Annotated in this window: 20 protein-coding genes; 16 read left to right on the top strand and 4 right to left on the bottom strand. The window is 30.7% G+C overall.

Annotated features, from left to right (window positions below; genetic code table 11):
* The first annotated feature begins 23 nt into the window (after positions 1-23).
* Genes citD through citX form a run of 4 tightly spaced genes read left to right on the top strand, consistent with a single transcriptional unit; the run spans position 24 to position 3,285 of the window.
* On the top strand, positions 24-320 hold the full coding sequence (citD, locus tag WY13_RS15465; protein ID WP_063556516.1) for a citrate lyase acyl carrier protein: 297 nt from the start codon (positions 24-26) through the stop codon (positions 318-320).
* Positions 320-1,222, top strand: a complete 903-nt coding sequence (citE, locus tag WY13_RS15460; protein WP_063556504.1) for a citrate (pro-3S)-lyase subunit beta — start codon at positions 320-322, stop codon at positions 1,220-1,222. The genes citD and citE overlap by 1 nt, the downstream gene beginning before the upstream one ends.
* Positions 1,215-2,756 carry a citrate lyase subunit alpha gene (citF, locus tag WY13_RS15455; RefSeq protein WP_063556503.1) on the top strand — a complete coding sequence of 514 codons (1,542 nt, stop codon included), beginning with the start codon at positions 1,215-1,217 and terminating at the stop codon, positions 2,754-2,756. The genes citE and citF overlap by 8 nt, the downstream gene beginning before the upstream one ends.
* Before the next feature lie 13 nt (positions 2,757-2,769).
* Positions 2,770-3,285: a citrate lyase holo-[acyl-carrier protein] synthase gene (citX, locus tag WY13_RS15450; RefSeq protein WP_063556502.1), complete on the top strand. Its 516-nt coding sequence runs from the start codon at positions 2,770-2,772 to the stop codon at positions 3,283-3,285.
* A gap of 76 nt (positions 3,286-3,361) precedes the next feature.
* Here citX and WY13_RS15445 read toward each other — a convergent pair whose 3' ends face one another.
* Positions 3,362-3,658 carry a hypothetical protein gene (locus tag WY13_RS15445; RefSeq protein WP_063556501.1) on the bottom strand — a complete coding sequence of 99 codons (297 nt, stop codon included), beginning with the start codon at positions 3,656-3,658 and terminating at the stop codon, positions 3,362-3,364.
* A gap of 90 nt (positions 3,659-3,748) precedes the next feature.
* Here WY13_RS15445 and WY13_RS15440 point away from each other — a divergent pair, with 90 nt between their 5' ends.
* From WY13_RS15440 to carB, 6 genes are all read left to right on the top strand, one after another.
* Positions 3,749-4,207: a hypothetical protein gene (locus tag WY13_RS15440; protein WP_063556500.1), complete on the top strand. Its 459-nt coding sequence runs from the start codon at positions 3,749-3,751 to the stop codon at positions 4,205-4,207.
* Between the two features lie 48 nt (positions 4,208-4,255).
* Positions 4,256-6,433: a DNA helicase RecQ gene (gene recQ / locus WY13_RS15435; RefSeq protein ID WP_063556499.1), complete on the top strand. Its 2,178-nt coding sequence runs from the start codon at positions 4,256-4,258 to the stop codon at positions 6,431-6,433.
* Positions 6,434-6,484: 51 nt separating this feature from the next.
* Positions 6,485-7,108 carry a class I SAM-dependent methyltransferase gene (locus tag WY13_RS15430; protein ID WP_063556498.1) on the top strand — a complete coding sequence of 208 codons (624 nt, stop codon included), beginning with the start codon at positions 6,485-6,487 and terminating at the stop codon, positions 7,106-7,108.
* Positions 7,109-7,454: 346 nt separating this feature from the next.
* Positions 7,455-8,456 carry an ornithine carbamoyltransferase gene (gene argF / locus WY13_RS15425; RefSeq protein WP_063556497.1) on the top strand — a complete coding sequence of 334 codons (1,002 nt, stop codon included), beginning with the start codon at positions 7,455-7,457 and terminating at the stop codon, positions 8,454-8,456.
* 14 nt (positions 8,457-8,470) lie between these two features.
* Complete coding sequence (carA, locus tag WY13_RS15420; RefSeq protein ID WP_063556496.1) at positions 8,471-9,535, top strand: glutamine-hydrolyzing carbamoyl-phosphate synthase small subunit; 1,065 nt, start codon at positions 8,471-8,473, stop codon at positions 9,533-9,535.
* Between the two features lie 21 nt (positions 9,536-9,556).
* A complete protein-coding gene (carB, locus tag WY13_RS15415) occupies positions 9,557-12,763 on the top strand; it encodes a carbamoyl-phosphate synthase (glutamine-hydrolyzing) large subunit (protein ID WP_063556495.1) in 3,207 nt (1,068 codons plus the stop codon).
* Between the two features lie 491 nt (positions 12,764-13,254).
* Here carB and WY13_RS15410 read toward each other — a convergent pair whose 3' ends face one another.
* The gene (locus tag WY13_RS15410; RefSeq protein ID WP_063556494.1) at positions 13,255-14,391 is read right to left on the bottom strand and encodes an aldo/keto reductase; all 1,137 of its coding nucleotides are present in this window, start codon (positions 14,389-14,391) and stop codon (positions 13,255-13,257) included.
* 411 nt (positions 14,392-14,802) lie between these two features.
* On the opposite strand from WY13_RS15410, the gene WY13_RS15405 reads away from it, so the two are divergent.
* A complete protein-coding gene (locus tag WY13_RS15405) occupies positions 14,803-15,705 on the top strand; it encodes a M15 family metallopeptidase (protein ID WP_063556493.1) in 903 nt (300 codons plus the stop codon).
* A gap of 125 nt (positions 15,706-15,830) precedes the next feature.
* Positions 15,831-16,928 carry an amidase domain-containing protein gene (locus WY13_RS15400; RefSeq protein ID WP_063556492.1) on the top strand — a complete coding sequence of 366 codons (1,098 nt, stop codon included), beginning with the start codon at positions 15,831-15,833 and terminating at the stop codon, positions 16,926-16,928.
* A gap of 76 nt (positions 16,929-17,004) precedes the next feature.
* Here the strand turns inward: WY13_RS15400 and WY13_RS15395 are convergent, their stop codons facing one another.
* Positions 17,005-18,513, bottom strand: a complete 1,509-nt coding sequence (locus WY13_RS15395; protein ID WP_063556491.1) for a M56 family metallopeptidase — start codon at positions 18,511-18,513, stop codon at positions 17,005-17,007.
* Between the two features lie 11 nt (positions 18,514-18,524).
* Complete coding sequence (locus tag WY13_RS15390; RefSeq protein WP_063556490.1) at positions 18,525-18,899, bottom strand: BlaI/MecI/CopY family transcriptional regulator; 375 nt, start codon at positions 18,897-18,899, stop codon at positions 18,525-18,527.
* Positions 18,900-19,284: 385 nt separating this feature from the next.
* On the opposite strand from WY13_RS15390, the gene WY13_RS15385 reads away from it, so the two are divergent.
* The 4 genes from WY13_RS15385 (at position 19,285) to WY13_RS15370 (ending at position 21,775) form a co-directional block, all read left to right on the top strand.
* Entirely contained in the window at positions 19,285-19,737 is a 453-nt protein-coding gene (locus tag WY13_RS15385) for an MBL fold metallo-hydrolase (RefSeq protein ID WP_063556489.1), read from the top strand.
* Between the two features lie 186 nt (positions 19,738-19,923).
* Complete coding sequence (locus tag WY13_RS15380; protein ID WP_063556488.1) at positions 19,924-20,292, top strand: GntR family transcriptional regulator; 369 nt, start codon at positions 19,924-19,926, stop codon at positions 20,290-20,292.
* Positions 20,293-20,294: 2 nt separating this feature from the next.
* Positions 20,295-20,990, top strand: a complete 696-nt coding sequence (locus tag WY13_RS15375) for an ABC transporter ATP-binding protein (RefSeq protein WP_063556487.1) — start codon at positions 20,295-20,297, stop codon at positions 20,988-20,990.
* Positions 20,990-21,775 carry a hypothetical protein gene (locus WY13_RS15370; RefSeq protein ID WP_063556486.1) on the top strand — a complete coding sequence of 262 codons (786 nt, stop codon included), beginning with the start codon at positions 20,990-20,992 and terminating at the stop codon, positions 21,773-21,775. Before WY13_RS15375 ends, WY13_RS15370 begins: the two co-directional genes overlap by 1 nt.
* Positions 21,776-21,831 lie beyond the last annotated feature (56 nt).

Genomic DNA, 21,831 nt, shown 5'->3' with positions numbered 1-21,831 from the left:
GATTTAATATAGGAGGTTCACTTATGGAAATAAAAAAAGCTGCTATAGCAGGAACATTTGAGTCCAGCGATATTACTATATCAGTACAGCCTAATCCAGAGAATGAGGTGGCTATAAAATTAAAAAGTTCCGTGGAAAAACAATTTGGAGACCAGATAAAAAAAGTTATAATGGATACTTTAGAGGAACTAGATGTAAAAAGTGCCATTGTAGGCGCCAATGACAAAGGAGCTTTAGATTGTGTTATAAAAGCAAGGGTACAAGCTGCAGTTATGAGGGCAGCAGAAGAAGCAAAATTCAACTGGGAGGTGGAAAAGTAATGTACAAGTTAAGAAGAACAATGATGTATGTACCGGGAAACAATCCAGGAATGGTTAAGGATGCACATATATATGGAGCAGATTCTCTAATGTTTGATTTAGAGGATTCAGTATCCCTAAATGAAAAGGATACAGCTAGATTCTTAGTATACAATGCACTAAAATCTATAGATTATGAAGGCACAGAAACAGTAGTAAGAATAAATGGACTTGATACACCTTTTGGAATGGAAGATTTAGAGGCAATAGTAAGGGCACAACCTGATGTTATAAGACTTCCAAAGACAGAATGTGCACAAGATGTTATAGATGTAGAAAAAGAAATAGAAAGAATTGAAAAACAATCAGGAATACCTGTTGGAAAAACAAAAATTATGGCAGCTGTTGAAAGTGCTATAGGAGTTATGAATGCATATGAAATAGCTACAGCAAGCAAGAGACTTATGGGAATAGCAATAGGAGCAGAAGACTATGTTACAAATTTAAAGACAACCCGTTCTTTAGATGGAATAGAACTTCTTGCAGGAAGAAGCCATGTATTATTAGCTGCCAGAGCAGCAGGAATATATGCCTTTGACACAGTATTTTCTGATGTAAACAATGAAGAAGGATTCATAAATGAAGTAAAGCTTATAAAGCAGTTGGGATTTGACGGAAAGTCCGTAATAAATCCAAGGCAAATTGCCCCTGTCCATAAGATATATACACCTTCACAAAAAGAAATAGATAAATCCGTTCGTGTTATAAGAGCTGCAAAAGATGCTGCAGAAAAAGGATCTGGGGTAGTTTCACTAAACGGAAAAATGGTAGATAAGCCTATTATAGAACGTGCACAGAGAGCTTTGATGTTAGCAGAAGCTTCAGGTATATGCATAAGTGAAGGAGGAGAAGACATTGACTAAGAATAAAATAGGAAGAGAAATACCAGATTATATAGAAGGAATTGGAAAGCTGGTACCTTATGGCGGACCATTTGATTTTAAACCAACAAAGAAAAAATTTGCAAGAAAAATATCCAGTATAAAACCTGGAGAGAGTAAATTGCTTGAGAGCATAAAAGAAGCTGTAATAAAGACAGGATTAAAAGACGGCATGACAATATCATTTCACCACCACTTTAGAGCAGGAGATTACATATTAAACATGGTGCTGGACGTCATAGCTGAAATGGGAATAAAGAACTTAACTTTAGCACCAAGTTCTTTAAGCAGTGTCCATGAACCAGTAATTGAACACATAAAAAATGGTGTTGTTACTAAAATCATAACTAGTGGGGTTAGAGGACCACTTGCAGAAGCTATATCAAATGGAATTTTAGATACACCTATTATAATACGTTCCCACGGTGGAAGAGCAAGAGCTATAGAAGCTGGGGATTTAAAAATAGATGTAGCATTTTTAGGTGCACCCAGCTGTGACGACTATGGAAATGCCAATGGATATACAGGAAAATCCTTTTGTGGTTCACTAGGATATGCTAAAATAGATGCAGAGTATGCAGACAAAGTAGTACTTATTACAGACAATCTGGTACCATATCCCAATGTACCTGCAAGTATAGAACAAAATAATGTAGACTATGTAGTTAAGGTAGATGCCATTGGTGATCCTAAGGGAATAGCATCCGGGGCAACAAGATATACAAAGAACCCAAGAGAACTTTTGATTGTACAGTATGCAGCAGAAGCAATTGAAGCTTCAGGATATTTTGTGCCAGGATTTTCAATCCAAAGTGGTTCCGGTGGAGCATCCCTTGCAGTAGCAAGATTTTTAAGGGAAAAGATGATTGAAAAAGATATTAAAGCTAGCTTTGCATTAGGTGGAATTACAGGTCAGTTTGTAGAAATGCAAAAAGAGGGTCTTATCTCAAAAATCTGTGATGTACAGAGCTTTGACTTAATAGCAGCAAAATCCATAGGAGAAAATCCAGATCACTATGAAATAAGTTCATCCCTATATGCTAACCCACATAATAATGGATGCATTTCTAATAAATTGGATATAGTTATATTAAGTGCACTGGAAGTAGATACAGACTTTAACGTCAATGTAATTACAGGTTCAGATGGAGTAATTAGGGGAGCATCAGGAGGACACTGTGATACTGCGGCAGGAGCAAAACTTGCTATGATAGTTTGTCCACTTATTAGAGGTAGAATACCTACTGTTGTGAAGAAAGTGAATACTGTAATAACTCCAGGAGAAACAGTAGACGTAATAGTTACAGACAGGGGAATAGCAGTAAATCCTCTTAGAAGTGATTTACTTGAAAAGTTTAAGAAAGCAAAGCTGCCAGTATGCACTATAGAAGAGTTAAGAGAAAAGGCAGAAGAAATTACAGGAAAGCCTAAGGCTATTGAATATGGTGACAAGATTGTTGGTGTAGTTGAATACAGAGACGGTACTATTATCGATGTCATAAAAGAAGTAAAATAGTGAGGTAATAATTATGAAAAATGCAGGCAATATCCTTGATGAAATACTTGAAGCTAAAGAAAAAAGGGCACAAATTCAAAAAGAATTATTGAATATATTTAAAGGTACTTTAATTTCATTTACATTAAATATACCAGGAGCAGAAAAAAATAATGAATCCTTTGCTAAGCTTCATAAAAAGGGGATTTGCTTGCTGGAAGAAGAGTTAAAAAAGAATAATATAGATATACTTCACAAAATGTTAAATAGTTCTGCCGCCGGTGCTGAGGCATTTTTAAGTGTAGATGCAGATGCAATTAGTGTAAAAAAAGTTACTGTATCTATTGAAGAAAACCATGAGCTTGGAAGAATATTTGATTTTGATGTATTCACTAAAGCTGGAGAGCAGATTAGCAGGACAGATTTAGGTGTAAGTGAGAGAAAATGTCTTTTATGCGGTGAAAATGCCAAGGTATGTGGAAGAAGTAGACGTCATTCTGTAGAAGATCTTTTAAACAAAATTTATTCGTTAATGGATAAATTTTTATAGTGAGGTATATCAAGGTTGTTAAAATAAAGGAGGGAAGTGCGTCTCTCCTTTATTTTGATATAATAAAATACAAGTATTAATTTTGCCTTTGTGATATAATGTCCTGGAGATTTTTTATAAGTTTTTCTTTTTTTATCACAGAGCTTCTTAAATGTTTAATTTGTTTTTCGAAAGAGGCATTTTTATTTTGTATGACATTTAATTTGTCTTTCAAACCTTTTACTTCATTCAATTTTTCATCTAATATAGGTTTATATGCAGTATCAATAGTTTTTTTCTTATCAAAAAACAAATTCAAATTTTGTATACTAAAAATAATTGACTTTTTAATTTTTTTTAGATACCTTAATATTAAGGTATATACTTTACCCATTTTAGACACCTCTATATAATTTTATAAAATTATGATTTATAGTGCAATAGCTATATATATATATTAACAAGTGTGAAAAGAGGAATATATGTGAATGAAAATGAGAATATGCTGCATAAATTTATAAAAAACTATACTGAAAACAAACAAAATAGAGCCGGAAATTTAGAAACAAAAAAAGAAAAGTTAGAGATTCAATCAAAGAAGGAAAAGGAAAAAATGGATAAACTTTCAGCCATTAAAGAGAAACTTGCTGCAAAGGAAAAATCCTATGATGAAGTTTATTCCTATCTTTTGCAAATATTGAAATCAAGGGGTATACTATTTGATATCCCAAAAAGTGCAGTAGAAATTGAAGAGTGGGATAATTTGTATATAAAGAAGGAACAGGGTGCCTACAGTCTGATAGATAAAAATCAACAGACTGTATACTCTATAGATAAAAAATACTATGATTCTATAGAACATATAGTTACTAATTATAAGTATAGTGCAGTTGTAGTGAGAAAGGATGCTTATTTTTTAAAAGTGCAAATCAGGATATTATAATATCTCTATGCTATAATAAAAATAGATTATGTTACAGGGGTGAAATCATTGCTTAGTAGTGCTTTGGAAATTCTACATAAATATTATGGGTATAGTGACTTTAGGAAGGATCAAGGAAAGGTAATTGAAAGTATACTAAAGGGGAAGGATACTCTAGCTGTAATGCCCACTGGAGGGGGTAAATCCATATGTTATCAGATACCAGCAGTGTTGTTTGAGGGGGTAACAGTTATAATATCTCCGCTTATTTCACTTATGAAAGATCAAGTAGATAACATAAAGGATTTAGGTATAGGGGCAGCTTATATAAACAGTTCTATTTCACATCAGGATATTTTGCATATATGTGAAAGCTTAACTGCAGGAAATATAAAAATGCTGTATGTAGCACCGGAAAGGTTAGAATCTTCTGAATTCTGTCAGATTATAAAAAGCATAGATGTATCTCAAATAGCAGTAGATGAAGCACATTGTGTTTCCCAATGGGGACACGATTTTAGAACTAGCTATACATATATATGGAAGTTTATAGAAAGCTTTTCTAAAAGACCCGTAGTTACAGCTTTTACAGCTACGGCTACAAGAGAGGTTAGAGAAGATATCGTAAATCAAATAAAGCTAAATGAACCTGAGGTTTTCATATCTGGTTTTGATAGAGAAAATTTGAAAATTGGATGTTTGAAAATTGGAAATAGGTTAGGGTATATGCTAAAATACATAAAAACTAATGAAGAACAATCTGGCATAGTATATGCAGCTACTAGAAAAGAAGTGGATAGCATATATGAAAGACTTAAGGAAAATAATATAGCTGTTACTAGATATCATGCAGGTCTTTCTGATAAAGAAAGAAAGAATAATCAAGAGGATTTCGTATATGACAGAGTAAATGTAATAGTTGCGACAAATGCCTTTGGAATGGGCATTGATAAGTCAAATGTAAGATATGTTATTCATTACAATATGCCTAAGAATATAGAAAGCTATTATCAAGAAATAGGTAGGGCAGGTCGTGATGGAGAGAAAAGCGACTGCATTTTAATGTTTGCTCCTCAAGATGTTATTACTCAAAAGTATCTTATTGAAACAAGTATTCAATCTCCTGAAAGAAGATTAAATGAATATAAAAAACTTCAACAAATGATAGATTTTGTACATTATAATGGATGTTTACGAAAATATATATTAAATTATTTTGGAGAACAGGTGGACTATGAAGAATGTGGAAACTGCAGTAATTGTGTAAGTGAAGGAGAATATGTAGATAAAACTATAGATTGCCAAAAAGTACTTTCTTGCATATATAGAATGAAAAGAGAATTTGGAGTAAATATGATAGTAGATGTACTTAGAGGTTCCTCACAGAGAAAAGTGATTCAGTATGGATTTGATAAGTTGTCTACCCATGGCATAATGAAAAATTATTCAAAGGAAGAACTATCAAATTTCATAAATACACTTATAGCTCATGGGTACATTTCATTAAAAGAAGGAGAATATCCTACAGTGGTGTTGAATCCTAGATCCATAAAGGTTCTAAAGGGAGAAGAAAAAGTAACCTTAAAGGAAATTGTTAAGGCTAAAAAGATTATTTTGAATAATGATTTATTTGAAATTTTGAGAGCTTTAAGGAGGGAGATAGCAGGTGAGGAATCCATACCTCCTTATTTGATATTCCCGGATACTACGCTAAAGGAACTTAGCAGTAGGTGTCCTATAAATTTTGAGCAGATGCTGGATGTATCTGGTGTAGGTCAATTGAAATTAAAAAAATATGGTGAAAGATTTTTAGAAGCTATAAAAAAATACCTGGATGAAAGTAAAATTAAACCACAGTGGATTTTTAAAAATGAATTAAAAAACGACAAAAATGACAAAAATGCGAAAGAAGGCAAAAATTTAAAACTAAAAACTCATGAAATAACGGCGGAGATGATTAAAGAGCATAAAAATCTTGAACAAATAGCAAAAGACAGGCAAATTACTGTATCTACGGTACTTTCACATATAACAAAGTATGCAGAAGAAAAGGGTGTTCTAGATTTAAATATAAATTTTGGTGGAATATTTACAGATGAAGAAGAAAATCAAATTTTAAAAGTTACGAAAAAGGTAGGAATATCAAAATTAAAACCTATAAAAGAGAAACTTTCTGAAGATATAAGTTATGATAAGATAAAGGCGGTTATATTAAAAGATTATATTCTATTAGATAAAAATGCATAGTAGGGAGGCGAAATGCTGTTTGAAAATTAAGTTTCAAGCAGCAAATATATTATGAGTGAACTTTCTAGAAGATTAAACCAATGTAGAAAACCAACAGGGGAAGTAGGTAAATTTATAGCTAGTTCTATGAATGAAGATCATTTTGAAGTTACCACCTGGGGACTCAATAAAATTTCCATTAAACAAGAAGATATTATTTTGGATATTGGCTGTGGAGGTGGAAGAACTATAAATAGATTAGCTAACATAGCAAAAAAGGGAAAGGTCATAGGTGTAGATTATTCTATGGATTGTGTTAACTGGTCCAAAGAATTTAATAAAGAGCTTATAGATGAAAAAAGAGTGGAAGTATATAATGCAAATGTAGAAAAACTGCCTTTTGAAGATGACAAATTTAATGTGGTAACTGCAGTTGAAACTATATATTTTTGGCCCGATTTATTAAAAAGCTTTAAAGAAGTTAGACGAGTTTTAAAGTCAAATGGAACTTTTATAGTAATAAATGAGATGTACATAAGTGATAAGTTTAAAGAAAAAAATGATGAATATATGGATAAAATGACTATGCACACCCCAGAACAGTTAAAGCAGCTCTTTGTAGATACAGGTTATGAAGGTGTATCTATACATATATGTGAGGAAAATAACTGGATGTGCTGCAGCGGAAGGGCATAGTATAATATTGAAAAAATAGGAACTTTGGTAAATAAGGTAGTAGAACTTCATTAGTGCATTAAAAATAAAAAATTGTATGTATACAAAATGTATAAATTACTTTAGATTAAAAATCTTCAATAGTTATTTTCTATTGAAGATTTTTTTTAACTTTGTATTTTAAGGTATTTGGAATCAATGCAAAATAAAAAATTTTTAAAATTCATATTGAATTATTATTAATATAAATGTATAATTATAAAATACATCAATGAATTAATGTAAAGATATTTTTAATGTTTAAAGTAAAGTTTAAGGAAATATTTGTTTTCTATATTTATAAAAATGATTTTAAGGGGGAAGAAAAATGATAGATTTAAAGGGTAAAAGTTTTTTAACATTGAAGGATTTTACAAAGGAAGAGATAAAATATTTTATTGATCTTGCAAAAAAATTAAAGGAAGAAAAATATAGTGGAACGGAAAAAAAGAGATTGCAAGGGAAAAATATTGCCCTTATATTTGAAAAAGATTCCCTGAGAACGAGATGTTCCTTTGAGGTCAGTGCTTATGACCAAGGTGCAAATGTAGTTTATATAGGTGCCCAAGGAAGTCATATGGGTAAAAAAGAATCTGTAAAAGATACGGCTAGAGTAATGGGTAGAATGTTTCACGGCATAGAATACCGGGGATTTTCTCAAAGAGATATGGAGGTACTGGCAGAATATTCAAAAGTGCCTGTGTGGAATGGACTTTCAGATGAAGATCATCCAACCCAGGTTTTGGCTGACTTTCTAACTGTAGAAGAGCACATTGATAAACCTTTAAAAAATGTAAATTTTGTTTACATTGGAGATGGAAGAAATAACATGGCAAATGCCCTTATGATAGGTGCTTCAAAAGTTGGAATGAACTTTAAAATAGCAGCTCCTAAAGAGCTTTTTCCAGAGGATGAATTAGTTAAAGAATGTGAAAAGGCAGCTGAGGAAAGTGGAGGTACTATTACAATTACTGATGATTTGTATAAAGCTGTAGAAGGGGCAGATGTCCTTTATACTGATGTGTGGCTGTCCATGGGAGAAGAAAAAGAACTTTGGAAAAAGAGAATAGAAACTTTAATGCCATATCAGATAAACAGCAAACTTATAGAGGCTTGTAAAAATGAAGATGTTAAGTTTATGCACTGTCTCCCAGCTTTTCACAATACGGAAACTAAAGTAGGGGAAGAAATATATGAAAAGTTTGGGTATGAAGCACTAGAGGTAACTGAAGAAGTATTTGAGGGACCTCATTCCATAGTGTTTGATGAAGCAGAGAATAGACTTCACACTATAAAGGCTGTTATGGTGGCAACTTTAAGCAATATTTAGAAAGAAGGAATAAAATGAATTCCATATTGTATTTAGAAGATGGAACTGTATTTATGGGAAAAGCCATAGGACATAAAGCAATAACTGCAGGAGAGCTGGTTTTTAATACCTCAATGACAGGATATCAAGAAATACTTACAGATCCATCCTATAGAGGACAGATAATAACAATGTGTTATCCCTATATTGGTAATTACGGGATTAACTATAATTTTAGCCAATCTGGTGAGATACAGGCTAAAGGTATGGTAATAAAAAATATGTATAATAATACATCACACTATTTGAGTGAAAATAGTTTTGAAAATTTTTTAAAGGAAAATAAGATCGTAGGTATAAGCGGTATAGATACACGAAGTATAACCAAAAAGATAAGATCAAGTGGAACTATGAAATGTGTAATATGCAGCGAAAATGAATCTATAAGTGAAATAAAAAAAATGCTAAATTCTTATGAAAATAAAAATTTAGTATCTCAGGTAAGTACAAACTCCATAAAGCATATTTCAGGAAATGAACCTAAAGTTGCACTTTTAGATTTTGGAAGCAAAAAGAATATTATTCAAAATTTGCAGGATAGAGACTGTGACATAACAATATTTCCTTACAATGCCTCTTATGAAAGTATAATGGGTGTAAATCCTAAAGGTATACTTTTAAGTAATGGACCTGGAGATCCTAAGGATTTAGGAGAAATAATGGATACTATAAAAAAGCTAATAGGTAATTTACCTATATTCGGGATATGCCTTGGACACCAATTATTATCACTTGCACTTGGAGGAGATACCTATAAGATGAAGTTTGGACATAGAGGTGGGAATCATGGTGTATATGATAAGGATATAGATAAGGCTTTTATAACATCTCAAAATCATGGCTATGCAGTTAAAGGAGAAAGCTTAAATAAAGACAGTATTGAAGTAACTCATTTTAATTTAAATGACCATACGGTAGAGGGAATTAAACATAAGACGCTGCCTATATTCTCAGTACAATTTCACCCTGAAGGATCGCCGGGACCTACTGATACAGGCTATTTATTTGATAAATTTTTGAGATTAATGACTTTAGTATAAATAACAAGGAGAAGTGATATAATGCCGTTAAGAGAAAACTTGAAAAAGGTTTTGATAATAGGATCGGGTCCTATAATAATAGGTCAGGCTGCGGAATTTGATTACTCGGGAACACAGGCCTGCGAGGCTATAAAAAAAGAAGGAATACAAACTGTTCTGGTAAATAGCAATCCTGCTACTATAATGACTGATAAAAATATTGCAGATAAGACTTATATAGAACCTTTAACTGTTGAATCACTAGAGGCAATAATAAAAAGGGAAAAGCCAAATGGGGTTTTAGCTGGATTTGGGGGACAGACTGCCTTGAATTTGGCTATGGAGCTTAATCAAATTGGGGTATTCAAAAAATACAATGTAGAACTTCTTGGAATAAAAACTGAATCCATAAAGAACGCAGAAGATAGGGAAAGCTTTAAAAATCTAATGAATGAAATAGATGAACCTATAGCTGTAAGTGAAATTGCTACAAATTTAGAAGAATGCAAAGAGTTTTTAAATAAAGTCAGCCTTCCAATTATAATAAGACCTGCATATACCTTAGGAGGAACTGGAGGGGGTATTGCAAGTACTTATGAAGAATATATGGAAATATGTGAAAATGGATTGGAAGAGAGTCCTATAAATCAAATACTTCTTGAGCAAAGCTTAGCTGGGTGGAAAGAACTAGAATATGAAATAATGAGAGATAAAAAGGACAACTGTATGGTAGTTTGTAATATGGAAAATTTGGACCCTGTGGGAATACACACAGGAGACAGCATAGTAGTAGCTCCATCCCAGACACTTAATGATAGAGAGTACCAGATGCTTAGAAGGTCTGCCATAAAGATAATAAGAACTTTAAAAATAGAAGGTGGATGCAATATTCAATTTGCATTAGATCCTAATAGTAATAGGTACATGGTTATAGAAGTAAATCCTAGAGTAAGCAGATCCAGTGCATTGGCTTCAAAAGCAGCAGGATATCCTATAGCTAAAATTGCAGCTAAAATTGCTCTTGGATACACTTTAGATGAACTTAAAAATTATGTTACGGGAAATTCCAGTGCACTGTTTGAACCAGCTCTAGATTATTGTGTAGTTAAAATGCCTAAGTGGCCTTTTGATAAATTTAAAACTGCAAACAGGACTTTAAAAACTCAGATGAAGGCTACAGGGGAAGTTATGGCTATAGATAGGAGTTTTGAAAGTGCTCTTTTAAAAGCAGTCATAAGCTTAGAGGGAAAAATAATAGGGCTCAAATTAGATGAATTTGAAAATATGAGCAAAGATGAAATAATAGAAAAGATAAATAACCAGGATGATGAGAGACTTTTTGCTTTAGCAGAAGCTCTTAGAAAAGGAATTACTATAGATGAGCTTCATGAATTAACTAAAATAGATAAATGGTTTATAGGTGGAATAGAAAATATAGTAGATATGGAAAATGAGCTTATAAACAACGTTCCAAATGTAGAAACCATTCAAAAAGCTGAAGTTATGGGATTTACAGATGAATATATTTGCAAATTAATAGGTATGAAATTAGAAGATTTAAAGAAACTTAGAGAAGTGAATGGCATAAAATCTGTTTACAAAATGGTAGATACCTGCAGTGGAGAATTTGAAGCAAAAACTTCCTACTATTATTCCTGTTATGAGTTGGAAAGTGACAATGTTGTTTCAAATAATAAGAAAATACTTGTAATAGGTTCAGGACCTATTAGAATAGGACAGGGAATAGAGTTCGATTACTGCTGTGTTAATGGTGTTTGGGCTATAAAAAAAGCAGGATATGAAGCTATTATAATAAATAATAATCCAGAGACAGTAAGTACTGATTTTGATATTTCAGATAAGCTGTATTTTGAGCCGCTTTATATAGATGACGTTATGAATGTAATAAATGAGGAAAAGGTGGATGGAGTTATAGTACAATTTGGAGGACAGACTGCACTTAACCTATCTAAAAAGTTAAATGACAGAGGAGTAAATTTACTTGGTACATCCTTTGAATCTATAGATTTGGCAGAAGACAGGGAAAAGTTTAGAGTGTTACTTAAAGAACTTGACATAAATTCACCTGTAGGTGGATCTGTAACAAGCCTTGAAGAAGCAGATAACTTAGTAGCTGAAATAGGTTATCCTGTTATTGTTAGGCCATCTTATGTAATAGGCGGTAGAGCAATGAAGGTTGTCTACAATTATGAAGAGCTGTGTAAGTATTTAAAGGATGCCGTAAATTTATCTAAGGAACATCCTGTGCTTGTAGACAAATATATAGTGGGAAAGGAAATAGAAGTAGATGCCATATCAGATGGACAAGATTTAATAATTCCGGGAATAATGGAGCATATAGAGAAAACAGGGGTACATTCTGGGGACAGTATAGCAGTATATCCAGCATCAGATTTACCAGAGAAGGTACTAAAAAAAATAGAAGATTATACAGTGAAGATTGCCAAGAAGTTGAATGTTAAAGGACTTTTAAATGTTCAATATGCTTTTGACGGAGATAAGGTGTATGTAATAGAAGTAAATCCAAGGGCGTCGAGAACTGTACCTATTTTGAGTAAAGTTACTAATATTCCAATGGTAGAGATAGCTGTAGAAGTTATGTTAGGTAAGAAAATAAAAGATTTTCACTATAAACAGGATATGTATAGGTACAGCAATATTTACGCAGTCAAAATGCCTATATTTTCTAATAAAAAGTTATCTGGAGTAGATGTGGCACTAGGCCCTGAAATGAAATCTACAGGAGAAGTCTTAGGAGTGGATTTTGATAAGGACAAAGCCATATATAAAGCATTTAAAGCTTCAGGAGTTAAGATACTGCAAGAAGGAAATCTATATGTTTCTGTAAATGATATAGATAAAAAGGATTCACTAAATGTAATCAAAAAATATGGAGAACTTGGATTTAGTATAAGTGCATCCAGCGGAACTTATAAGTTCTTAAGTGAAAATGGAGTAAAATGCAGTGAGCTTGATTTAGATACTGCAGTGGAATATATAAAAGATAAGAAAATAGATATAGTTATAAATACAGCTACTCAAGGATATAACACTACAAGGCAAGGTTTTATACTCAGGCATACAGCTCTAGCTCATGATAAAATAGTATTCACATGCTTGGATACAGCAAATGCCTATATTGATGCTATTTTGACAGAGAAAAATGAAGAAAATATAGAATACAGAACTATGGGTGAATATTTGCAGGAACCAGCACTTAGAAGTTAAAGAGTTTTTCAAATGCCTATATGGAGTTTTTAAACAAAAAATAAACTTATACTCCGGATGTTTTTACAACCTTCAGCCCGTTAAATATTTTGATAAGTCTAAATAAAAAATTAAAAAAGACTAAGAACTTTTGAAAACTCGTACCTCGAACAATTCAAAAGTTCTAAGTTTTTTATAAATTTTTTACTAAGACTTATGTACAAAATATTTAAATGTGCTTCATTATTGTAAAAATATCTCTGCGTATAAGTTTATTTTTAAGTTGAAAAATCTATCTATAGGTATTTTAAGTAAACTTTATGTGAGGAAATATGCTAACAAAATTGAAATTGCGCTTAAAAACTTTTTAAATAAGTCTTAGCGAGGTATTTTAGAAAATCTTAGGGACTTAGATATGTTTGAGGTACGAGTTTATCTAAATTCCTTTAGATTTTCAAAATACCGAGCTTTAGACTTACTAAAAGTTTTTATGGTAATGAAATTTGTCAGCATTATTTCTCTTCAAAGGTAGATTTAACCTGTCTTAGAAGTACCCTAATTGGAAGATGCTGAGGGCAATTATCCTCACATTTTCCGCAGGATATGCAGGAAGATGCCTTTGATTTTTTTGGCATATTATTGTACTTATTGAATATGGATTCTTTACTTTTATACATAAAGTAATTATTATACATAGAAAAAATATGTGGAATATCTAAATCTACCTTGCAAGGGGAACAGTAGCCACAGCGGGTGCATTTTATTTTCATAAGGGCATTGAATTTTTCTTTTGCCTGTTCTATTAAATCTATGTCTTCCTCAGAAATTGAATTAGGGAGAGCTTTTGATGCTATAGATATATTTTCATTTACTTGTTCTAAAGAGTTCATTCCACTTAGTAATACTGACACTTCAGGATGATTTAGTACCCAGCTTAAAGCCCAGTCAACCGGACTTTTTTTTACTTTCGATTTATTGAATATGTTGTTTATATCTTCTGGAAGATTACCGGATAAAAGTCCTCCTTTTAAAGGTTCCATTACAACTACTGATAAACCTTTATCGACTGCATATTCTAGTCCATCTATACCTGCCTGGTAATCCTCATCTAAATAATTAAATTGGATCTGGCAGAATTCCCAGGGAAATAAATTTATTATATGTTTGAAAGCCATTAAATTATCATGGAAAGAAAAGCCTACGTGATTAATTTTACCGTCCTCTAAGGCTTTATTTAAAAACTTAAAGACACCTAGGTTTTCCACTTTATCCATTCTGTCTTTGGTCATGGCATGAAGCAGGTAATAATCAATATAGTCTACGTCAAGCCTTTTTAATTGTTCATTCAAATATTTATCAAAATCTTCATATTTTTCTACTAGCCATACAGGCATTTTAGTTGCAATTCTGACTTTTTTTCTGTAACCATCTTTAAGTACTTTACCTACTAAAATTTCACTATTTCCGCTGTGGTAAGGATATGCTGTATCTAGATAATTTACACCATTATCAATTGCATGCCTTATGATTTTTAGTGCTTCTTTTTCATTGATTTTTGAAGAATCGTTATTTATTATTGGAAGTCGCATGCATCCAAAACCTAAAGTAGATACTTTAAAATCATCTTTACAAAATTTTCTGTATTGCATAAAATATCCTCCTTAAAATATATTTATGTGCATAAATATAACTTTCGATTATAAACTCTATAATAAGTATAGTACAGTGACAGTTCAGTTCTGTCAACGCAGTAAAATCATGCTATCAAACTTCTTACCATTAGAAGTTTGTCAGCCTATTTTTTATAGCTTCTATATGAATGCATAATGTAAATCCATGAACAACATAATATAAGTAGAGAACCCAAATCTTCGATTTGGTGTGAATCACTTATTCATTCGACTGATAAGGAGAAGGAGTTACCTAGATTAGAACCCAAATCTTCGATTTGGTGTGAATCACTTATTCATTCGACTGATAAGAAGAAGGAGTTACCTAGATTAGAACCCAAATCTTTGACTTGGTGTGAATCACTTACTTATTGACAAGGAGTTTATATTATGAAAAAAATAATTATAACAGCACTATTATTGATTTGTGTATGTGTAAGCCCTGTAAAGGCATTGACAGATGATTATTATACCACAATGAAACAGGATATTTTGTGTCTTATGATGGCCTACCCAGAATATATTACGGATTTGGAAAAAAGTAATGATGGAAAGGTATATGTACTTACAAAGTCCGGTAAAAAAATTTTATATGATGATAAGAGCAGCAAAAGTTTCCAGCAAAAAATGTATGATACGGATCTACAGGACATGATGGAACAAACCTATCCCATAGGTACCATAAATGGAGTAATGGAAAAAGATTTTGATCCTGGAAGAATTAGAACATATCCGCTTTTAAAAGAAGTTTATGGCTGCGATAGAAAGACTATAGAGTCTAACCTTAAAATGGCTAATTTAGGATATAGAAGATTTCAGTTTAATGGAAATAACAATGCCGCTAAATCTCTTGAAAACGCTGTAAAAGAATTGATGCCTATTTCTCAGAGAAATCCAAAAGTTTATAAAGCCTTGTTTCCAAGTAGTGGTACATTTAATTACAGATGTATTTCAGGAACTAGCTTGTTAAGCCCCCATTCCTTTGGAATAGCTATTGATCTTGCTAGAGATAGAAGAGATTACTGGAAATGGGTGGCTAAAGAAGAAGGAGATAAGAGAATACAGGAATACCCAAAAGAAATTGTAGATGCATTTGAAAAAAATGGTTTTGTATGGGGCGGAAAGTGGAGTCATTTTGACATTCTGCATTTTGAATACAGGCCAGAAATAATTTTAAAATCAAAATATTTTAGACAAAAAAATAGTAATAATAAATTTTGGTATTCACAGGCACCTTACAATGACAAATTGGTAAATGGATATATCCAAAAGATAGATGAAAAGTTAAAATAGTTATAAGTATGAAGTCTTGGACGAAATTAACAGAGTGATTATTATTTTAATTGGGAATAATAACTATGCAAACAATATAATAAATTCTACGTAGTTGCCAAATTAATTATACGAGGAGTATGGCTATGAAAAGTTCTTTAAAAAAAAAGCTTTACCAAGTTGCAATAATCACTTTATTTATATTTTTAATATTCCCATTTTATAGAGCTAGAGGCGAAGAAGCTGCTTCAAAAGAAGAAGCTGTAAATTCTATACAAAATATATTTAAAAATAGAAATAAAGCTATATTGAATGGAGATTTAAAATTAATAGAAGGTAATTATGATAAAAATACCAAGTATGGGACTTGGGCCTATGAACATGAAGAAAAAAAGATGAAATATCTTAAAAATTGGGAGGAAAAACAGAGCGTGAGGTTTACTCAAATTTCACCTGATATAGTGATTAAAAGAATTAGAGGCAAAGATAATAAATACTCTGTAAATTTAATATGTTCCACAGAATATAGTTATATATATGAAAATGATCCTAACTTTATCAATAAATTTAGGATTGGTACTTCTCATATACTTAATATTGCAAAGCGGAGTGAAGGATGGATAATTACTAAAGAATGGTATAAAGATCCTTTTGCAGACTCCCTGAATTTGAATAACCTTAAAGTTGACAATGTAAATCAATATATACAGTCTCAGAATAAAAGAGATTTTTCAAATATGGGAGACAGAAGAAAAGGAGCAGTGGAATATGCAGATAAGTACTGTGGAATAGCGTCGGAAAAAGAGTATGGATATAGCTATAATAGAAAGTATAGAAATTATAATTCCCAGGGAGGAGATTGTGCAAATTTTGCATCTCAAATACTTCATGAAGGTGGTAAGTTTAGAAAAAATTCTGGTTGGAGCTATGATGGTTCTGGAGCCACTAGGTCCTGGTTAAATGCAGATGGATTTAAGAATTATATGATATACAGTGGAAGAGCTTCTGTAGTAGCCCATGGAAGTTATGAAAAAGTATATAAAGCTTCTTATAAGCTTTTGCCTGGAGATTTTGTAGCCTATGAAAAGAAAGGAGATATAACTCATATTTCAGTAGTAACTGGAGCGGATTCTAAAGGATATTCTCTTGTAAGCTGTCATAACACAGATAGAAGTAGAGTACCCTGGGATCTTGGATGGAGTGATAAAAATATAAAGTTTTGGCTAGTTCATGTGAATTATTAAAAGAGCTGTTGTATAGTGAATAAATTTTATTATACAGCAGCTTTTCTAACTAACGTAATATCATTTATTGATGTTGTTAGTTTAGTTCAAGCCTAATATTACCTTTAGCTTTTACTCCTATGCAGTCAAGATTAATATTTTTAGCATCTTCTTTTGAAATTGTTATGGTTTTGTTTGTTGGGTTTATCTTTTGAAATAATACTTTTTTATCATTGTAAATCTTTATAGATACATTTCCACTTTTTATATCTGTATTTATTTTGATACTATAGCTAGTTTTATGGGAGGTTATTTTATATGATTCTATCCCATTAAATAAGGCAAACTTAGCGGCAAATATATTATTTGTAAAGTTATCACTCCAATATCTTTGATAGCCTTGAAAATTGAATTCCTTAAATTCAAATTCATTTATACCATTAAAACTTATTGAATTAGTGTTCATAAAACTATTATTATCATTAGAACTATGACCTTGCATACAACTTATTAAGTAATTTAGAATACTTTCATAGTAGGGTTTAGAATTTAAGTTATCACTATTTGGTTTTGCCTTAGAAATACCACTTGTTAAACCTATTGTGGTAAGAGCAGTGATAACTAAAATTCCACATATTATGTTTTTTAAAGAACTTTTTTTATGTTTTGATATCATAGTAATTCTCCTTTTGATTTCGGAATTATTTACAGCCATGGGAGCTGAAGTAATTAACGAAGGGGGGTTATTCTCTAATTGCAATATTTTTATAATTGTGTTTCCATAATTTATGTTTCCATCTATGCCTAAATATCTAAGTGCATAAGCATCACAGGATATTTCACAATCTTGTTTCATTTTATAAAAACCATATCGTATTATTGGATTGAACCAGTAAACAATATTTAAGATTATTATAATCCAGTTAATAAGTAAATCTTTTCTCTTTAAGTGACAGAGTTCATGTATTATAATATGTTTAAATTCATCTTCTGAAATATTTTGTATAATATTTTGTGGGATAAATATTGTAGATTTAATTAATCCACATAAGCAGGGGCTGATTGATTTATATGGATACATTAAAGATACACTTTTACTTATGTTCATTATATTTAGGCAGTTGTTCAGTATATTATTAAAAGTAGAATCTTTATTACTTATTGCATTTTTCTTTATAAATTGAATTTTTTTAATTTCATATAATGTATTAGCTATAAAAAACACCATTCCTAGTATCCATATATAGAACAGTATGCTTTTATAATTTATTTTTTTATTTAAACGCTCTATATTTTTATTCTTGCTTAAATTATCAGAGCTAGTGGTATCTTCAGATTTATTTTTAAATGTATCACTTGTTTTTAAATAATACTTACTGGATACAGTGGATTTTTTCCCTGATACAGAATTATATATATTAAATATGCTTAAATTGCTTTCAGGTCCATAGGGCATAATAAGTTTTATTATTAAAAGAAACCATAGGATATAGTGAAATTCAGCTTTTAATCTTTCTTTTAACAGGTTCTTTATTAAAAGTATTAGTATAACTAATATGCTTCCGTTAAGTGATGCTATAAAAATAGCTTTCATTAAAGTTGACATATAAGCACCCCTTACTCACGATTTTTATTTAAAATGTCTTTTAGCTCTTTAATTTCATTTTCAGATAATTTTTTATTATCAACAAAATTCAATACCATAGAAATAACAGAGCCATTAAATATTTTATTTAAAAAAGAATTGCTTTCTGCATTTATATAACTTTTTTCCTGAACTATAGCATAATAGTAATATTCTTTTCCTTCCTTGTTAAAGCCGATTACATTCTTTTTTAATAATCTATTTATTAATGTCTTTACAGTGTTAGGCTTCCACTTAGTTTTATCTGATAGTTGTTCTATAATTTTATTTGCAGTTATATTGGGATATTTCCATATTATTTTCATAATAGTAAGCTCTGCATCTGAAATGCTTGATATTTGCTTCATAGATATATGCTCCTTCCATTTCTGTTTACACGTGTAATTTGTAATTTAATATTACATCTGTAAACGGAAATAGTCAATACTTTTTTAATAACTATCAATTTTTCATTATAAATTATCAACTGTTTAAAAATATGTATATGTGTTAAAAGGGCTGATGTACTAATTAGCGCATGAGACCCTTAGAAATCTGTTTATATTCTATCTATTAAAGGAATATTTTCAGTAAATTTATTTACCACACTTTTTATATGTTTTGGACATTTCCTAATGTCTTAATTTATGCGAGATCATAGAAGTGTATAAACTGATAAAATAGGGAAATGATATAAAAAGAATATATTTTACTATTTAAAAGAAAGATATACATGGAAGTGGGGAAAGATGTATGTTGTTTAAATTAAGTAAAACTCAACAGATAACTGGTAATATATATGTGGTAAGATCACTCATTTCTAATTTTTTTATATATTCTGATTTCAGAACAACCATATGTTTTGATACAGGATTTATACCTTCCGTTGTAAATCGGGAATTAAAGAAAATAAATATTGAGCCTAAATCTGTATCCCATGTATTTTTAACTTATCCTAATTTTTATCATGCAGGATGTATTAAATTGTTCAAAAATGCTGATATCTATTTTTCTGCTGAAACTTCTTTAAGAAAATCAGGAAAGGGTATGTTTTCTTGTAAAAGTGAGGAAAATGAGAAATACAAAAAACTTAAAGATGGTGATGTGATAGATGTAGATGGGATAAGAATAAAATCAATTGTATTTCCTAAACATAAATTAGGGTCTATATCATATATGGTTAATGATGATATTCTCTTTATATAATACTGTGCTGGAAGTTTACCTTTTAAAAAATTAAATAGTAGATTAAAAAACATCCCTAGAATATTTGTATCAATGCAAAAAATTTAGGGATTATTTTAGTTATTTAAATAAATATATTGACTCTATTACTAAATTAGTGTATTATTATATCAGTACACTAGATAAGTTACTTATGGAGGTGATAAAATGGATGTTGAATTTGATTCCAATATACCAATATATATGCAGATAATAGATATCGTAAAGAGAAAAATAGTAAAAGAAGAATTGAAGCCAGGAGATAAACTGCTTTCTGTAAGGGAAATGTCCTCAAAACTTAAAGTAAATCCCAATACTATTCAAAGGGCTTATCAAGAATTAGAGAGGAATAATATTGCTTATAAGCAAAGAGGAACGGGTACTTTTATAAAGGAGGATATATCTATGGTAGAAAAATTAAAAGAAGAAATGGCTGAGAATATTATATATAGTTTTATAATAGGAATGAAGGAATTAGGTTTTTCTTCGGATGAGATAATAAATATTGTAGAAGAAAAAGTACAGGGAGGTAAATAGATATGGAACCGCTGCTTAAAAGCACAGATTTAAAAAAATTATATTTTAGAAAACAAGCTTTAGATGGGCTGAATTTAGAAATTCAAAAGGGAAAAATAACAGGATTGTTAGGTCCTAATGGAAGTGGCAAAACTACTTTTTTGAAAATTGCAGCAGGAATATTAAGGCAGAGTTCAGGTGAGATACTTATAAATGGAAATAAACCTGGCACAAAAACAAAAGCTGAAGTATCCTATTTACCAGATAAGGATTATCTTTTTAAGTGGATGAGAATAGAAGATGCAGTTAATTTTTTTAAAGATATGTATGCAGATTTTGATGAAGATAAAGCACAGGACATGTTAAAATTTATGAATTTGGATCCAGATAGTAAAGTTAAGACTTTATCAAAGGGAATGAGTGAGAAATTATATTTAAGTTTAGTACTTTCAAGAAAGGCAAAACTTTATATATTAGATGAACCTTTAGGAGGAGTGGATCCTACAACTAGAGAGAAAATATTAGATGCAATACTTGAAAATTATACGGAAAACAGTTCTGTGCTTATAACTACACATCTTGTTAGCGATATTGAAAGATTATTTGATGATGTGGCTTTTATATCTGAAGGAAAAATAGTACTCTTTGGAAATGCAGAAGAACTTAGAAATGAGAGAAAAATGTCAATAGATGAAATATACAGGGAGGTATTTAAGTAATGTTTAAGTTAGTAAAATATGACCTTCAAGGATATTTTAAGGATTTTTTGATTATGATATCTGCCATAGTAATTTTAAATGTAGCATTATTTACTAGAGTAAATGTTTGGAATTCAGGATCAATATTAGCTTTAAATATGGCCATAGGGTTTGCGGCGGAAATTATAGTTGTCATATGGAATGTAAAATTATTTAGTAGGGATATACGTGAAGATACTTCCATTTTACTTTTTACCATTCCTAAGAGTGGGAAAAATATATTGATGAATAAAATCGTAACAGCTCTTATACAAATGGCTGTAGTACAATTTGTTATATTTATTTTTACGGCTATGTGGATTCAAATATTTAAAGTTGTTCAAGGTGGGGTAATTGATATAAAAATAAGTTTTATACAATTTATAAAAAATATAAATCCTAAATTTGCATTATTTACTTTTTTAGCTATTTTAGTTATATACATTACCTTTTTGCTTACAGTATATATTTCTATAACTTTAAGTAAAGTGGCAATAAAGAATAGAAAATTTGGTAAGCTTGGATCTTTTATTATATTTGTAATTTTATGTATAGCACAGGGAAAAATAGCTGAAATTTTTTCTGAGGCGTTTCCTCAGACATTTAAACTAAAAGTATTGAATTTAGATATACCTTCTGTTAATCCAAATAATATAGTAGCCAATGGTATTGACATTAATATAGTCTCAATTTTTGTATCTGTAGCAGTACTTATAGGATTATTCTACGCTACAGCATATCTTATAGAAAATAAATTGGATTTATAGAGTTTCTAAACGAAAAATCAACCTTATACTCCGGATATTTTTTACAACCTTCAGCT

The sequence above is a fragment of the Clostridium ljungdahlii genome, from assembly GCF_001636845.1.
Taxonomy (GTDB): domain Bacteria; phylum Bacillota; class Clostridia; order Clostridiales; family Clostridiaceae; genus Clostridium_B; species Clostridium_B ljungdahlii_A.
The sequence above is the reverse complement of the archived record's forward strand: the minus strand, read 5'-3'. Positions and strand labels throughout refer to the sequence as shown.

Excerpts from the sequence above, each read along its gene's own strand:
- citD (WP_063556516.1), top strand. The coding sequence starts at position 24 with ATGGAAATAAAAAAAGCTGCTATAGCAGGAACATTTGAGTCCAGCGAT.
- citE (WP_063556504.1), top strand. The coding sequence starts at position 320 with ATGTACAAGTTAAGAAGAACAATGATGTATGTACCGGGAAACAATCCA.
- citX (WP_063556502.1), top strand. The coding sequence starts at position 2,770 with ATGAAAAATGCAGGCAATATCCTTGATGAAATACTTGAAGCTAAAGAA.
- WY13_RS15445 (WP_063556501.1), bottom strand. The coding sequence starts at position 3,658 with ATGGGTAAAGTATATACCTTAATATTAAGGTATCTAAAAAAAATTAAA.
- WY13_RS15430 (WP_063556498.1), top strand. The coding sequence starts at position 6,485 with ATGAGTGAACTTTCTAGAAGATTAAACCAATGTAGAAAACCAACAGGG.
- argF (WP_063556497.1), top strand. The coding sequence starts at position 7,455 with ATGATAGATTTAAAGGGTAAAAGTTTTTTAACATTGAAGGATTTTACA.
- carA (WP_063556496.1), top strand. The coding sequence starts at position 8,471 with ATGAATTCCATATTGTATTTAGAAGATGGAACTGTATTTATGGGAAAA.
- carB (WP_063556495.1), top strand. The coding sequence starts at position 9,557 with ATGCCGTTAAGAGAAAACTTGAAAAAGGTTTTGATAATAGGATCGGGT.
- WY13_RS15410 (WP_063556494.1), bottom strand. The coding sequence starts at position 14,391 with ATGCAATACAGAAAATTTTGTAAAGATGATTTTAAAGTATCTACTTTA.
- WY13_RS15405 (WP_063556493.1), top strand. The coding sequence starts at position 14,803 with ATGAAAAAAATAATTATAACAGCACTATTATTGATTTGTGTATGTGTA.
- WY13_RS15400 (WP_063556492.1), top strand. The coding sequence starts at position 15,831 with ATGAAAAGTTCTTTAAAAAAAAAGCTTTACCAAGTTGCAATAATCACT.
- WY13_RS15395 (WP_063556491.1), bottom strand. The coding sequence starts at position 18,513 with ATGTCAACTTTAATGAAAGCTATTTTTATAGCATCACTTAACGGAAGC.
- WY13_RS15390 (WP_063556490.1), bottom strand. The coding sequence starts at position 18,899 with ATGAAGCAAATATCAAGCATTTCAGATGCAGAGCTTACTATTATGAAA.
- WY13_RS15385 (WP_063556489.1), top strand. The coding sequence starts at position 19,285 with ATGTTGTTTAAATTAAGTAAAACTCAACAGATAACTGGTAATATATAT.
- WY13_RS15380 (WP_063556488.1), top strand. The coding sequence starts at position 19,924 with ATGGATGTTGAATTTGATTCCAATATACCAATATATATGCAGATAATA.
- WY13_RS15375 (WP_063556487.1), top strand. The coding sequence starts at position 20,295 with ATGGAACCGCTGCTTAAAAGCACAGATTTAAAAAAATTATATTTTAGA.
- WY13_RS15370 (WP_063556486.1), top strand. The coding sequence starts at position 20,990 with ATGTTTAAGTTAGTAAAATATGACCTTCAAGGATATTTTAAGGATTTT.